Origin of the sequence: Streptomyces sp. NBC_01408, assembly GCF_026340255.1 — a bacterium.
Lineage (GTDB): Bacteria > Actinomycetota > Actinomycetes > Streptomycetales > Streptomycetaceae > Streptomyces.
Genome location: NZ_JAPEPJ010000001.1, coordinates 4,797,574 through 4,812,686 on the forward strand (window position 1 = coordinate 4,797,574; position 15,113 = coordinate 4,812,686).

10 protein-coding genes are annotated in these 15,113 nt (G+C 73.1%); 5 read left to right on the plus strand and 5 right to left on the minus strand.

Translation table 11 applies throughout. The annotated features are described in order from the left end of the window. Positions 1-41 precede the first annotated feature (41 nt). Together kstD and OG447_RS21820 are read right to left on the minus strand one after the other, a co-directional pair. Positions 42-1,808: a 3-oxosteroid 1-dehydrogenase gene (kstD, locus tag OG447_RS21815; RefSeq protein ID WP_266938536.1), complete on the minus strand. Its 1,767-nt coding sequence runs from the start codon at positions 1,806-1,808 to the stop codon at positions 42-44. Positions 1,809-2,010: 202 nt separating this feature from the next. Continuing rightward, positions 2,011-3,135 (minus strand): aminoglycoside phosphotransferase family protein, encoded by a 1,125-nt coding sequence (locus tag OG447_RS21820; RefSeq protein ID WP_266938537.1) that lies wholly within the window; start codon positions 3,133-3,135, stop codon positions 2,011-2,013. A gap of 230 nt (positions 3,136-3,365) precedes the next feature. Here OG447_RS21820 and OG447_RS21825 point away from each other — a divergent pair, with 230 nt between their 5' ends. Further along, positions 3,366-4,862: a hypothetical protein gene (locus OG447_RS21825; RefSeq protein ID WP_266938538.1), complete on the plus strand. Its 1,497-nt coding sequence runs from the start codon at positions 3,366-3,368 to the stop codon at positions 4,860-4,862. A gap of 114 nt (positions 4,863-4,976) precedes the next feature. Here OG447_RS21825 and OG447_RS21830 read toward each other — a convergent pair whose 3' ends face one another. Together OG447_RS21830 and OG447_RS21835 are read right to left on the minus strand one after the other, a co-directional pair. Beyond that, a complete protein-coding gene (locus tag OG447_RS21830; protein WP_266938539.1) occupies positions 4,977-6,401 on the minus strand; it encodes a PP2C family protein-serine/threonine phosphatase in 1,425 nt (474 codons plus the stop codon). 217 nt (positions 6,402-6,618) lie between these two features. Beyond that, the gene (locus tag OG447_RS21835) at positions 6,619-6,870 is read right to left on the minus strand and encodes an SCO4226 family nickel-binding protein (RefSeq protein ID WP_266938540.1); all 252 of its coding nucleotides are present in this window, start codon (positions 6,868-6,870) and stop codon (positions 6,619-6,621) included. A gap of 359 nt (positions 6,871-7,229) precedes the next feature. Between OG447_RS21835 and OG447_RS21840 the strand changes: the two genes are divergently transcribed. From OG447_RS21840 to OG447_RS21855, 4 genes are all read left to right on the plus strand, one after another. Beyond that, the gene (locus OG447_RS21840) at positions 7,230-9,440 is read left to right on the plus strand and encodes a xanthine dehydrogenase family protein molybdopterin-binding subunit (RefSeq protein WP_266938541.1); all 2,211 of its coding nucleotides are present in this window, start codon (positions 7,230-7,232) and stop codon (positions 9,438-9,440) included. Between the two features lie 12 nt (positions 9,441-9,452). Next, positions 9,453-9,908, plus strand: coding sequence for a (2Fe-2S)-binding protein (locus tag OG447_RS21845; RefSeq protein ID WP_266938542.1), 456 nt, complete (start codon positions 9,453-9,455; stop codon positions 9,906-9,908). Positions 9,909-10,086: 178 nt separating this feature from the next. Continuing rightward, positions 10,087-11,664: a helix-turn-helix domain-containing protein gene (locus OG447_RS21850; protein ID WP_266938543.1), complete on the plus strand. Its 1,578-nt coding sequence runs from the start codon at positions 10,087-10,089 to the stop codon at positions 11,662-11,664. 61 nt (positions 11,665-11,725) lie between these two features. Further along, the gene (locus tag OG447_RS21855; RefSeq protein ID WP_266938544.1) at positions 11,726-13,678 is read left to right on the plus strand and encodes an APC family permease; all 1,953 of its coding nucleotides are present in this window, start codon (positions 11,726-11,728) and stop codon (positions 13,676-13,678) included. Here the strand turns inward: OG447_RS21855 and OG447_RS21860 are convergent. Next, positions 13,584-14,975 carry a helix-turn-helix domain-containing protein gene (locus OG447_RS21860; protein ID WP_266938545.1) on the minus strand — a complete coding sequence of 464 codons (1,392 nt, stop codon included), beginning with the start codon at positions 14,973-14,975 and terminating at the stop codon, positions 13,584-13,586. The genes OG447_RS21855 and OG447_RS21860 overlap by 95 nt on opposite strands. Between the last annotated feature and the right edge of the window lie 138 nt (positions 14,976-15,113).

Here is a 15,113-nt window from a genome sequence, read left to right on the forward strand (position 1 = left end):
CGCACCGTGCGCACCACCGGCACCGTGCGCGCCCTGCGACGTCACGCGTCCGCGATGGCGTTGGCCGCCACGTAGCCGAACGTCATCGCGGGGCCGATCGTCGACCCGGCCCCCGCGTAGCTGTGGCCCATCACCGCCGCGCTCGCGTTGCCGGCCGCGTACAGGCCCCGGATCACCGAGCCGTCCGGCCGCAGGGCCCGGGCCCGCGCGTCCGTGACGATGCCGCCCTTCGTGCCCAGATCCCCCGGCACGATCTTGAACGCGTAGAACGGCGGCGCCCAGATGGGTGCCAGGCACGAGTTCGGCTGCACGTTCGGGTCCGTGTAGTAGTGGTCGTACGCCGTGTCTCCGCGGTGGAAGTCGGTGTCGGTCCCGTGCCACGCCTGCGCGTTGAAGCGGTTCAGCGTCGCGCGCAGCGCCGCCGCCGGAACCCCGATCTGGCCCGCCAGCGCGTCCCAGGTCCACGCCTTCTTCGCCGCGCCCGCCTCGTACCAGGAGTCGGGGAAGACGAGCGTCGGCAGGATGTCCTTGAACAGGTACTTGTTACGGTAATTCTGATCCACGATCAGCCACGCGGGGATGTGCGAGCCGACCGCGCCCCGGTCCTTCTCGTACATCACGTGCACCACATCGCTGTACGGGGCCGCCTCGTTGACGAACCTCGCGCCGTTGCGGTTCACGATCAGGCCGCCCGGCAGGGTCCGTTCGGCGAGACAGAAGTACGGCTCCGCGGGCAGCGGGATCGACGGCCCCCACCACGCGTCCTCCATCAGCGCCAGCGCCGCCCCGGCCCGCTGACCGGCCCTGATCCCGTCCCCGGTGTTCTCCTTCGCACCCACCGACCACTGGGTGCCGATCGGCTGCTGCTGGTACTGCGCCCGCATCTGCGCGTTGTGCTCGAAGCCGCCCGAGCCGACGACCACGCCGCGCCGGGCCCGTACGGTTCCCCGTACGCCCTCCTTCTCCACCACGACCCCCGTCACGGCGCCGCCCTCCTCGACCAGGTCCACCAGCGGGCTGTTCAGCCACACCGGTACCCCCGCCCGCTGCAAACCTGCGCGCAGCCCGGCCGCCAGGGCCTGGCCCATGGTCAGCGGCTTCTCCCCGCGCAGGGCGGCCTTCGTGCCCCGGGCCAGGCATTCGGTGGACACGGCGAGCCCCTTGGCGCTCACCGCCGCCAGGTTCAGCCACTTGTAGTCCTGGCTGAACACCACCATCCCGGCCGGGACGGGCATGTACGCCGGGTTCAGGCGGGCGAGTTCGGCGCCGAGGACGTGGCCGTCGATCTGGTCCGGTTCGATGGACCGGCCGTTCGGCAGCCCGCCGGGCAGGTCGGGGTAGTAGTCGCTGTACCCCTCCATGAAGCGGAACCTGAGCGGGCTGTTGGCCATCACGAAGTCGAGCATCCGCGGCCCGTCGGCCAGGAACGCGGCCTGCCGGTCGGCCGGCACTTCGTCCCCCACCACGGCCGCGAGGTACTCCGTCGCCTTCTGCGGGGTGTCGGGGACGCCCGCGCCGAGGATCACCGAATTGTTCGGCAGCCAGATCCCGGCCCCCGAGCGCGCCGCCGATCCGCCGAAGGTGGGAGCCTTCTCGACCACGACCACGCTCAGGCCGCGCCGGGCTGCGGTGAGCGCGGCGGTCATTCCGGCCGCACCGGAGCCGACCACGACGACGTCGTACTCGCCGAGCGGGGGCCCGTCCTGGGCGGCGGCCGCGGCGGTCCCGGCGGGCAGCACGGTGGCGGCGAGCACCCCGGCACCGGTCCCGGCCAGGACACTGCGGCGGGAGGGAAGGGAGGACGTCATGGGCGGTCTCCAGGCGGTGTGTGGAGGCAAGGGAATGACGGCCGAGGGATCCTGATGACACGTCAGGAATGGAAGGTGTTCGGGGGATCATGTGATGTCAAGGCATACCGCCGCGCGACCGCCCGGACGCGCACACTGCCGAGCCCCGGGTGGGTGACCCGGGGCTCGGCAACCATGGGGGTAGGGGATCACCCGGCGGAGGTCAGCGGGTGCCGACCGCCGCGCGGATGGCTCCGCGGGCCATTCCCGCGTCGTCGTGCAGGCGGCGCAGCAGCAGCCGCTGCTCCTCGCCCGAGGACAGCGCGCCCGCGGGAAGGGGCTGGGTCGGGGCGGTCGCGTGCATCGAGCGCTGCACCGCCGTTTCGGACATCCGGATCTCCCGGGTCAGCACCAGCATCAGGTTGACCAGGAAGGCGTCCCGGGCGGCCGGACCGGCCGACTGGGCGAGGCGGCTGATCTGGCTGCGGGCGGCCGGGGCGTCGCCCAGGACCGTCCACAGCGTGGCCAGGTCGTAGCCCGGCAGGTACCAGCCCGCGTGCTCCCAGTCGAGCAGGACCGGCCCGGCGGGGGACAGCAGCAGGTTCGACAGCAGCGCGTCACCGTGGTTGAACTGCAGCGCCGTGCCCGACAGCTTGACGCCGTGCAGCAGCTTCTGCAGGTCGCCCAGGTCGCGGTCGGTCAGCAGGCCCAGTTCGTAGTCACGGACGATCCGGCGCGAGTAGTTCAGCGGGGTCCCGAACAGCTCGCCCGGCGGACGCCACTGGTTGACCCGGCAGACCGCGCCCAGGGCCGCCCGCAGGTCGACCCGCGGCGGGGCCTCGACCGGGTGCCTCTGGAGCGCCGCCACCCGGCCGGCCATCCGCTCGACCACCAGGGTGCAGTTCTCCGGGTCGGCGGCGATCAGCCGCGGTACCCGGACCGGCGGGCGGTGCCGGACGAACGCCCGGTATGCCGCTATTTCGTGCCGGTACCGCTCGCGCCACTCCGGCGAGTGATCCAGTAATACCTTCGCGACGGCGGTCATCCGACCGGTCGTCCCCACCAGGAGGACCGAGCGGCCGCTGCGCCGCAGGACCTGGACCGGGGCGAACTCCGGACAGATCCGCTGCACCGAGGCGAGCGCGGTGCGCAGCTGCGCACCCTGCGGTCCGGAGAAGTCGATTCTTCCGCTGAGCGGCTGTGATCCGGTGCCCGGCATCCGCCGTGCCCGTACGGCGCCCTGCGCCGGGGCCGCCGGGCGGCCGGGTTCGAGGTAGGGGCCGCCGCCCGCCTGGAGCGTGCGGTGCGGCCGGACCGGTGCGGACACGGAGGATGTTGATGCGTACATGGCGTTACGGATCCCTTCGTGCGCCGACGAGTTCGTACGCCGCCCCGCTCGGATCCCGTACTTCACCCTGGGGAGTTCCGCCGGTGACCGGGTCGGGGAGGCGCATTCCTACCTGACACCCGGCCGTGGGTGGCGGACCATCGAGCGTGCCCTGGCGAAGCCTGGCGAATAGTCGCTCGGCATCTGACGGGGGGCTACTGTCAAATCAGCCGAGAACCTGGGGGCTTGACGTGAGCAAAGGTCCAAACACCCGCTTGAACGACCTGTTCGGCCTGGCCGGCTGGTCGAAGGGCGAACTGGCGAGGATGGTCAACCGGCAGGCGGCCGCCATGGGTCACCACCAACTGGCCACCGACACCTCGCGGGTGCGGCGCTGGATCGACATGGGGGAGACCCCGCGCGAACCGGTGCCCACGGTACTGGCAGCACTGTTCACCGAGCGGCTCGGTCGTGTCGTGACCATCGAGGACCTCGGGTTCGTACGGCAGCGGCGCACCAGCAAACGGCAGCCGGACGGGGTGAAGGAGAACCCCGACGGAGTGCCCTGGGCGCCCGAACGCACAGCCGCGGTCCTCACCGAATTCACGGGAATGGACCTCATGCTCAACCGTCGCGGTCTGATGGGCGCGGGCGCCGTGCTCACAGCCGGCTCCGCCCTCAGCAACGCCATGTACGACTGGCTGCACACCGACCCCTCCCGCGCCAGAGAGGCGCAGGGCCCCGGAGATTCCTTCCAGGCCGACCCGGCGGGCTACGACCGCTACGAGGCGGCCCCGATCGGCTCCCAGGAGATCGAAGCCCTGGAGCGCTCGGTGGACGTCTTCCGTGCCTGGGACGCCGCCAGAGGCGGCGGACTCCAGCGCAAGGCCGTCGTCGGCCAGCTCAACGAGGTGGGCGGCATGCTCGCCTACCACCACCCCGACCACCTCCAGCGGCGGCTGTGGGGGGTGGCGGCCAACCTGGCGGTGCTGGCGGGCTGGATGTCCCACGACGTGGGTCTCGAACCGACGGCACAGAAGTACTTCGTGATCGCCGCGCACGCGGCCCGCGAGGGCGGCGACCGGCCCCGCGCGGGCGAGGCGCTGTCCCGGGCCGCCCGGCAGATGGTCCACCTCGGCAAACCGAACGAGGCCCTGGACCTGATGAAGCTGGCCAAGTCCGGCTCGGGCGAGCAGACCCTGCCGCGCACCCGCGCCATGCTGCACACCATCGAGGCCTGGGCGCAGGCGGCGATGGGCAAGGGCCAGGCCATGCGCCGCACCCTGGGCGAGGCGGAGGAGCTGTTCGTCTCCGACAAGGGCGACGTGCCGCCGCCGAGCTGGATGCAGCACTTCGACGAGGCGGACCTGCACGGCATGCAGGCCCTGGCGTACCGGACGCTCGCCGACCACGACGCCACGGCGGCGCCCGTCGCCGCGCGGCACGCGAGGGAGGCGCTGCGGCTGCGCGGTGACGGTTACCAGCGTTCGCAGATCTTCGACTACATCTCGATGGCCTCCGCCTGCTTCATCGCCGACGACCCGGAGCAGGCCGACCGGTACGCCCGCCTCGCGCTGGTCTCGATGAACGAGACCTCCTCGCACCGGACATGGGACCGGCTCCGCGAGATGTACCGGCTCACCGGCCAGTACGCCGGGTACGGGCGGATCGAGGACCTGCGCGCGGAGATCGAGCTGGCCCTCCCGGACAGCCCGGCGCCGCGCAGCCCGCGCGGCAGCGAGGTATAGAAACCGACCAGAACCGACCGGATCCGACCGGACCCGTACGGCGGCCCCTGCACGGAGACGAAGAAGGCCGCGCCTCCCGGCGCGGCCCCGAAGCTCCTGCGGTCGGCGCGCCGACTACCCACCCACCCGGGCGACGAGCACGCAGGCGTCGTCCTCGCGCTCGCTCTCGCCGAACTCCTCGATGACCATCCGGACGCAGTCCTGCGCCGACCGCGCCGCCGAGAACCGCGGCGCGAGCGCCAGCAGTCGCTCGGCTCCGTCCGTGCGGCTGAACTCGATGCTGCGCGGCGTCAGTCCGTCCGTGCTGAGGACGAGTACGTCGCCCACCTCCAGCGGCTCCTCGGCCTGCCCGTACGCCGCACCGGACGTCGCGCCCAGCAGCACGCCCTCGGGCGGCACCAGGGAGCGGCCCGAGCCGCGGCGGAACAGGAGCGGGGCGGGGTGCCCGGCCTGCGCCCAGGTCAGCACGCGGCGCGCGGGGTCGTAGCAGCAGCACACGGCCGAGCCCAGCGCCGGTTGTACGGAGGTCTCCAGGAGCTGGTTGAGCCAGCCCATCAGCGGGCCCGGATCGATCCCCGCCATGGCCATCCCGCGCAGGGCGCCCAGCATCATCGCCATGCCGGAGGTGGCGGTCACCCCGTGCCCGGTCAGGTCACCGACCGTCAGCATCGAGCGTCCGTCGGGCAGTTCGAGCGAGTCGTACCAGTCGCCGCCGATCAGCGCGCTGGTCGCGGAGGGCAGGTAGTGCGCGGCCACGTCCAGAGTGCCCGTGCTGCCGTGCGGGAACCGCAGGGAGCCGCGCCACGGGGGGAGCACGGCTTCCTGCAGTTCGACCGCCAGTCGGTGCTCGGTCTGCGCGATCTCCCGCCGGCGCTGCAGCGAGTCGCGGGACTCGCGCACCGCCCGCTGGCTCCGCCGCAGCTCGCTCACGTCCCGCAGCACGGCCCACATGGAGGCCGTACAGCCGTCGGAGTCGATGACCGGCTCGCCCCTCATGTGCAGCGTCCGGACCCGGCCGTCGGCCCGCACGATGCGGAACTCCCCGTCTATCGGCCGGCCGTCCACCAGGCAGGCGGTGACCCACGCGGTGAGCAGGGGCTGGTCCTCCGAGAAGAGGGTGGAGCCCAGCTCGTCGAGGGGCAGCGCACCCGCCTCGGGGGAGCGGCCGAAGATCTGGAAGAGTTCGTCGGACCAGGTGACCTCGTCGGTCAGCAGGTTCCACTCGGCGCTTCCGACGCGGGTCTGGCGGTCCTCGGGACCGAGCTCGGGCCCGGCCTGCGGGGCCTCGATCCGCTCGGGGACGGGCGGCAGGCCCTCCTTGAGCTGGCCGAGGTGCTGGCCGAGGTCGTCGAGGTGATGGACGGCCAGATCGCACAGGGCGCGCTGCCAGCGGCCCTGGGCGTCGTCGTCGTCCACGACGGTGTCGCGGCGGACGGCATCCACTTCGCCCCGCAGCCGCCGGGTCTGCGAGATCAGCGCGTCCACCGACCCTGGCTCGGGCGGCTGCGCGGGACGGTCCGCGAACAGGTGGGACGGCATGAGAACTCCGATACAGGCGCGGCACGGCCAAGTCTGAAGGAAGGACCGGTAATGACTGTTGCACAGGCTGCGACGGCGTGTAAGACGTTTGGCAACATCCGCAACGGCCTTGCTTCTGGCATATGCCGTAGGCCTCTGGGTTCCGCCTTCCTGTGCGAACGAATCCAGTCAGCCGGGTTCATGACGTGAGGTCAGGACGCCGGACCGGAGTGGCGGTTCAGGACACGGACACCGGGACCGGGTGGATCTCGTCCGCCGGGTGGCCGGTGCGCTGGTGGACACGCTGGACCGCCTCAGCGGAGGGTCCCTGGGAGAGGCAGTAGACCGTGCCGGACTCGGGGTCGGCCCAGGCCCTCTCGAAGTGGACGCCCTCCTCGGCCTCGATCGCCAGGTCGGCCCGGTGGGCTTCCGCCAGCTGCTCGCCCGTGATGCCCTTCATTCCGGTGTGGACATCCATGAACGTGGCCATGATGGACCACCTCCCTCTGTCCCCACCATCGTCCGCCCGTGACGGCGGCCGGTCGAGTCGGGGGGCGACAGAAGGCGGCGGCCGGAAATCGGCCCTGCCGGGGAGGCGTCTCGTTCGTACGGCCGAGGCGTACGAAGCGAGCGGGCCGACGCAATTCGCCCGGGGTGTGGATCAACGCTCCGGGCCCCGCCCCCCGAACGGAGGACGCCGCCCTCCCGCACGGCGGGCCGCGGCGGCCTCACTGTTACGGCGGCGCAGATCCCACCGGCCCCGGCCTTCCCACCGTACCCGCCGGTAGCTACTCTACGTGTCGGTACATGACCGGGGGTGGTTACCCGCGCAGGGTGGGGACACGACACATGACCGGGCAGAGCCGCCGCTCCTTCCTCACCTACCTGGTCGCGGCGCCGACACTCGCCCTCGTCACCCGGGCCGGCGCCGACGCGCTGCTCCCGCAGCCCGCCCACGCCGTGGTGCCGAGCCTGCCCGCCATCGCCGACGTCATCGACCTCGGTGACCTATTCATCCTGGCCGGCGCGCCCACCTCCGCCCTGTTGGCGCTGGCCGTCGAGGCGGACGGCACCATCCGCTTCCGGCTGCCGCGCGAGGAGGTCGGCCAGGGACTCAACACCGCCGTCGCCATGCTGGTCGCGGAGGAACTCGACGCGCCGCTGACCCACGTACGGGTGGAACTGGACGACGCCCGCCCGGAGTTGCTCTTCAACCAGCTCACCGGCTCCTCCAATTCGATCCGCTCCCTCTACGGGCCGGTCCGGCAGTGCGCCGCCACCGCCCGGGCCCGCCTCGTCGCGGCCGCCGCCCGCCGCTGGAACCTCTCCGCGACCGAGCTGACCACAGCGGACGGCGCCGTCCGCGCCCCCGACGGCCGCACCGCCGACTACGGAAGCCTCGCCTCGGCCGCCGCCGACCCCGGCCTGGTCGTCCTCGGCGCCACCCCCAAGAAGCCGGCGAAGCACACCCTCGTGGGGAAGCCGACCAGCCGTATCGACGCCCGCGCCATGGTCACCGGTTCCCAGCGGTACACGCTCGACCTCCAGGTCCCCGGCGCCAAGCCCTGCGTGGTGCGCCGCCCGCCCACCCTCGGCGGCAGCGTCCGCGGCGTCGCCAACCTCGCCGCCGTCAAGGCGATGCCCGGCGTCCTGCACGTGGTCACCGTCCCGACCGGGGTCGCCGTCGTCGCCGAGACCTTCGGGCAGGCGCTGGACGCCAAGACCGCCCTCCAGGTCACCTGGGGCCCCGGCCCCGCCGACCACCTGTCGGACGCGCAGATCCGCTCCACGCTGCGCGCCGCGACCCCGCCGCTGCTGGTGCCGCCCCTGCTGACCCCGTACGTCGACGCCGAGTTCGACTTCGCCTTCGTCAGCCACGCCCCGATGGAGACCAACTCCGCCGTCGCCGACGTACGGGAGGACCGCGCCGAGATCTGGTCCGGGCTCAAGTCCCCGATCGTGGCCCGCCAGACGATCGCCGCCGACCTCGGCCTGCCCCTCGACAAGGTGACGGTGCACGTGGTCCAGGCCGGCGGCTCCTTCGGCCGGCGGCTCTTCTTCGACGCGGCCCTGGAGGCCGCCCGGATATCCAAGGCCTGCCGCCGCCCGGTCCGGCTGATGTGGACCCGCGTGGACGACACCCGGCACGGCCGGATGCGCCCCGCCACCCACCACAAGATCCGGGCCACCCACCTGCTGGGGGAGGTGCTCAGCTTCGAACACCGCGTCGCCGCAGCCGAGACCGACTTCCGGCACGGGCTCGGCGAGATCATCACCGCCACCGCCGCGCACCTCCCGCTGGGCATCGGCAACGCCACCCTGGCGCAGACCCTCTTCCACACCACGGTGAAGTCCCCCTACCACTTCGGGCTCACCACACAGGCGCTGACCGAGGTGCCGACCGGCATCCCCACCGGCTCCTGGCGCTCGGTGTACTCCGCCAACACGCGCGGCGCCGAGGAGATCGTGGTCGACGAACTCGCCGCGCGCACGGGCCGGGACCCCTACCGGTTCCGGCGGACCTTCCTGAAGACCGCCGCCCAGCGGGCCGTGCTGGACAAGGCGGCCACGGAAGGGGAGTGGGGGCGCCCGATGGAGCCGGGCTGCGCCCAGGGCATCGCCTTCCACGAGGAGTACAAGTCCCGCACCGCCTGCCTGGTCGAGATCGACACCCGCGACCCGGAGCACGTGCGCGTCACCAAGGCCGTCATCGCCGTGGACGTGGGCCTGCCCGTCAACCCGCGCGGTCTGGAGGCCCAGATGATCGGCGGCCTCACCGACGCCATCTCCACCACCCTGCGCGCCGGACTCCACCTGGACAAGGGGCTTCCGCTGGAGGGCAGTTACAGCCAGTTCCACTGGGCGCAGCAGCGGGACACCCCGCGCGACGTACGGGTCTTCGTGCTGCCCGCCACCGGCGAGGAGCCCGGCGGCGCGGGCGAGCTCGGGGTCCCGGCGGCCGTCGGGGCGATCGCCAACGCCTGGGCCCGGGCCACCGGTTCCAAGCCGCGCAGCTTCCCCCTCGACTTCGACGTCGACTTCACCCCCTACCCCCGCTAGCAGGAGTACGCCATGCCCTCGCACACCTTCACCGTCAACGGGCAGAGCGTCACCGTGGACGCCCCCGACGATCTGCCCCTGCTGTGGGTGCTCCGCGACATGCTGGGCGTCACCGGTCCCAAGTACGGCTGCGGCGTGGACGTCTGCAAGGCCTGCACCAGCCACCTCGACGGTACGGACGTCCGGCCGTGCGTGGTGCCCGTCTCCGCCTGCGCGGGGAAGGCGGTGACCACCATCGAGGGACTGGCCGACGGGGACGAGCTGCACCCCGTGCAGGAGGCCTGGCTCGAACAGGACGTAGCCCAGTGCGGCTTCTGCCAGCCCGGCCAGATCATGGCGGCGGTCGCCCTGCTGAAGCGCACCAGCCGGCCCACCGACGAGGACATCGACGCGATCGCCAACATCTGCCGCTGCGGGACCTATTTCCGCATCCGGGAGGCCATCCGCAGCGCGGCCGCGAAAATGTAGGCGCGGCCCCGCGGCGCGGGCGGGCACGGCGGCCGGACCCCGGTGCTTCCCCCGTGAACACCGGGGTCCGGTGCCTGTGGCCAAACCTAGGCGCCCACCGGCCCGTTCGCAGGATTCGGTGTGCCCAGTGGCCGGGCGAGACCGGTATCACTGCGCACAGTGTGCGGCGGATGGTTGAATGCGGCGGCCCCCTGACCCGGACCGGAGGGAGCGTCCCATTCAGCACCGCGCCGTCCCGCCCGCACAGCCCCCGTCGCCGTCCTCGGACCGGTCGCGGTCCGACGACGTCCTCAGGCTCCACCGGCTCGCCCACACCGGCGGTTCGGCCGCACTGCTGGAATGGCTCGCCGCACGGCTGGGCGGCTGGACCGGGGTGGTGGACACGGTGGAGGCCCTGGGACCCGAACTCGCCGTACGGGGCGCCGCCGAGATGAGCGCCCGGGGCGTGCGCTCGGCCGTCCTGCACAGCGGCGGCTCCGTGGCGCTGCTGTTCGCGCTGGAGGGCGGGCGCGCGCTGGCCGCCGTACTGGAGCGCCCGCACCACCAGGGCGCTCCGGCGCTGCTCGCGGACGCCGCCGTACCGCTGGCCCTCGTCCTGCGCGCCGAGGAGGCCGTACGGCGTGAAGAGCGGGCGGCGCTCGCCGAGGCGCGGGCCCGCGAGGCGGTGCTGCACCTGCTGATGAACGGCCGGCTCTCCACCGCCCACCAGATCGCCGGGGCGCTCGGCCCCTCGCTGCCCGAGCCGATGCGGATGTACGTCGTCGAGTGCCCGACCGGGAGCCGCGCCGAGGTGACCCGGCTGTGCGAGGAGCTGACGGGCGGCCAGGCCTGGATCGTGCGCTGCCCGGTGTACGTACGCCACCTCATCGTGTTCGTCCCGGCCGGCCTGGCCGCGGTCGCCGCCGACCACGACCCGCTAGCAGCGGCCCTGGTGGGCGCGGCCCCGGACTGCGTGGTGGGCGTCAGCGGGGAGTTGTTCCTGCGCGAGGCGCCGGCCGCCTACGGCCAGGCCTTCCACGCCCTGGCCGTCGCCCGGGGCCGGGACGAACGGCACGCCCGGTTCGGGCCGGGACCCGAACTGGCGCTCGCCGCCCACGGCGCGGGGGCGGGCTGGGCGCGGGCCCTGCTCGCGCCCCTGCACGCGTACGAGCCCCGTCGCCTCCAGGACCCGGGTGCGCAGGAACTGCGCGCCACCGCCCACGCCTGGCTGAACTTCACCTCGCACGCGACCCGGCTGCTGAAGATCCACCGCAACACGCTGGCCGGACGCCTGCGTCTGATCGAGGCCGTGCTCGGCCTGGACCTGGCGCGCCTGCCCGACCAGGCGGCGCTTTCCCTGGCGCTGCGGCTGACGCCAGGCGCCGCGCGGCCGGGCGGGCGCGGGGCCACCGTACGCGCGGACACCGTACGCGCGGACACCGTCGGTGCCCGGGCCGGAGCCACCGGGCCGCTGCCGGACCTGTGGGCGGCCCTCGACGACGTGCTGCGCGATCCGGGGCTGACCGACTGGGCCCGGACCCATCTGGGACCGCTCGCCGGCGCCGGGGCCCCGCCGGGTGCCCGTGCGACCATCCGCACCTGGCTGGACCACGACGCCCAACTCGTCCCGACGGCAGCCGCGCTGGGCATCTCCGTGCCCGGCGCGCGCAAGCGGCTGACGCGCATCGAGGCCGTGCTGGAACGGTCCCTGCTCCAGTGCCCGAGTACCCGCCACGACCTGTGGCTGGCGCACCGAGCCGAAGAGCTCGCCGGGTGACACCGGCGGCGTAGGGGGTGAAGACCGCGAATCGGGCAGGATCATGCACGATCATGCCGAAATGAGGCGTATCAATGCGAAACGCGTGCTGGTCGGTGAGCCCCTCGACACCGCGCGCCTGGGCGAGACCCTGCTGCCCAAAAGGCTCGCCCTGCCGATCTTCTGCAGCGACCCGCTCTCCTCCGTGGCCTACGCCACCGAGGAGATCCTGCTGATCCTCGCCCTCGGCGGCGTCGCGCTGCTCCACCTCGCCTGGTACGCGGCCGCCGCCATCGTCTTCCTGCTGGTGGTGGTCATCGCCTCCTACCGGCAGACCTGCCACGCCTACCCGGGCGGGGGCGGCGCGTACATCGTCAGCTCCGAGAACCTCGGGCCCACCGCCGCGCTCACCGCCGCCAGCGCGCTCCTCGTCGACTACGTGATGACCGTCGCGGTCTCCGTCGTCTCCGGAGTCTCCGCCATCACCTCGGCCGTCCCGGCGCTCAGCGACCACGAAGTGGCCCTGTCCGTCGGCTTCGTCGTCCTGCTGACCCTGATGAACCTGCGCGGCGTCCGCGAGTCGGGCCGCGTCTTCGCGATTCCCACCTACGGTTTCGTCCTCGTCATCTACATCATGTTCGCGTGCGCCGCCGTACGGCTGGCGACCGGCGACACCATCCGCGCCGAATCGGCCCACCTGCCCATCACCGCGGAAGGCACCTACACCGGCCTCGCCCTCGTGTTCCTCGCGATGCGGGCCTTCGCCTCCGGCTGTACTGCGCTCACCGGTGTCGAGGCGATCAGCAACGGCGTTCCCGCCTTCAAGAAGCCCAAGGCCAAGAACGCGGGGAACACCCTCGCTGCGATGGGCGTGCTCTCGGTGACCATGTTCGTGGGCATCACCGCCCTCGCCATGACCTACCAGGTGCACGTAGCGGAGGACCCCACCGAACTGGGCCTGCCGCCCGGCACCCCGATGTCCACCGCCCTGGCCCAGATCGGCCGCGCCACCTTCGGGAGCTGGCACTTCCTCTTCTACCTGCTTCAGGCCGTCACCGCCGGCGTGCTGATCCTCGCCGCGAACACCGCCTTCAACGGCTTCCCGATGCTCGCCTCCATCCTGGCGAAGGACGGCTACGCGCCCCGTCAGCTCTACAACCGCGGCGACCGGCTCGTCTACTCCAACGGCGTCGTGCTCCTCGCGCTCGTCGCGATCGCCCTCATCATCGCCTTCGACGCCCAGCTGACCCGCCTCATCCAGCTCTACATCATCGGGGTCTTCGTCTCCTTCACCCTCTCCCAGTCGGGCATGGTCCGGCACTGGAGGAGGGAACTCGCCTCACCGGCCACCCCGCGCGCGGAGCGGGTGCACATCCACCGCCGCCTCGCCATCAACGCGGTCGGCGCCACCCTGACCGCCCTGGTCCTGGTCATCGTCCTGGTCACCAAGTTCACGCACGGGGCCTGGCTGGTCGTCATCGCCATGCCGCTGCTCTTCCTCGGCATGAAGGGCGTACGCCGTCACTACGACCAGGTCGCCCGGCAGGTCGCCGTCACCCCGGGCGCCCGGCCGCGCAAGCCCTCCCGCCACCACGTACTGGTCCTGGTCGCCTCCGTGCACGCCCCGACCCTGAAGGCCCTCGGCTACGCGCAGGGCCTGCGGGCCGACACCCTGACGGCGGTCACCGTCGCGGCGGACGAGGAGGACGCGGCCCGGCTGCGGCAGGACTGGGCCGAGCACGATCCGGGGCTCCCGCTGAAGATCCTGCACTCGCCCTACCGCGAGGTGGTGGGGCCGATCCTGACCTACATCCAGGAACTGGCCGCGGACTCCTCGACGGACATGCTGTCGGTGGTGATCCCCGAGTACGTCGTGGGCCACTGGTGGGAGCAGCCCCTGCACAACCAGAACGCGCTGCGGCTGAAGGCGCGGCTGCTGTTCACTCCCGGGGTCGCGGTGATCGACGTGCCGTACCGGCTGGAGTCGGCGAAGACCGCCGAGCAGCCGGGTCGCCAGGACGCGGAACGGGCATAGCCCGGTCGGCCGGGCCGCGGCCGGCACCCGCGCCCTGCCCCGGGCGCGCCGGGCCCGGATCGGCGGCGGCCCGCTGGACGACCGCCGCGTGCGCGAGCGCCAGTTCGACCACGTGGGCCGGGTCGGCGAGGGTGCGGCCGGTGAGCCGCTCCATGCGGCGCAGCCGGTTGGAGACGGTGTTGCGGTGGCAGTACAGCCGCTGGGCCGCGTGGATCGTCGAGCCCTGACAGGCCAGCCAGGTCCCCAGGGTGGTCAGCAGCACCCGGCAGTCCTCCGCGGGCAGCGCCAGTACGGGCCCCAGCACCACCTGGCGCAGCCGGGCGGCGAGTTCGGCCTGCGCCGCGACGAGCGCCGCGGGCAGCCGTTCGTCCAGCAGGACGGTGTACGGGCCGCCGCCGGACACGGGCGCGGTGCGCAGTGCGAGGGCTGCCAGCCCCCGGGCCCGGGCCAGTTCGGCGGGCGCCTCCACGACCGGGCTGACCCCGGCGCGGAGCCCGAACGGCGCGAGCAGTTCCCGTACGGACTCCAGCGGATGGTGGCCCAGCTCCACCAGGCCGGTCTCCCCGTCGGCGCGGATCCTCCACAGCACGCGCGGCCCCGAGCCGGAGCCCGGCCCGACGGACGCGACCCCGGACGCCGCCACGCCCGCGACCCCGGACGGGCTCCGGGGCGCGGGCGTGGCACCCGGCGGCAGGGCCGGGCCGGCGGGGCCGACGGCGACCACCGCGAAGCGCCCCCGTTCCGGCAGCCCCAGCTGCGCGGCGGCCTCCGGGGCCGCCGGCCCGTCCGCGGCTCCCGCCCCGTCGAGCAGGACGTCCAGCAGGGCCGCGCGGCGCTCCCGGTCGCGCTCGCCGCGCACCGAGTCCGTACGCCGGTACGCCTCGGCCACGGCGTCCGTCATCTGGTCCAGCACGTCCCACAGGGCGTTCGCTCCCGGCAGCAGCCGGGGCAGCGCCGCGCGGTCGTACGCGGTGACGGACTCGGTGAGGGCCTGCCACAGCAGCCGCCCGCCCAGGCGGTAGGTACGCAGCAGCGAGGCGAGCGGCAGCCCCTGCCCGGCCCGGAGGGTGCCGGTGGCCCGGGCGTCGGAGAGGTCCACCGGCAGCCCGCGGAGGCTGCGCGCCAGGCCCTCGACGGCCTGCCGGAGGTTGTGGTGGATCCGCTCGCGCAGCTCGGCCCGGCCGAGCAGGGCGGCGTACGCGGGGTCCTCGGCCAGGGTCCGGTCGGCGAGCCGGTCCGCCACCGGGGCGAGCCGGCGGTACAGGTCCTCGCGTATCTCCTCGATGATCCGCTCCATGACGGGCAGCCTGACACGCGGGAGGCGGCGGTGGGGAGGGTCCGGATGAGGGCCTGACCCGAAAGACAGGTCTTCCCCGCATCCGCTACCGTGACCGAAGTACTGCACTTGCAGTGATCACTTTCCCGTGCCACCCCC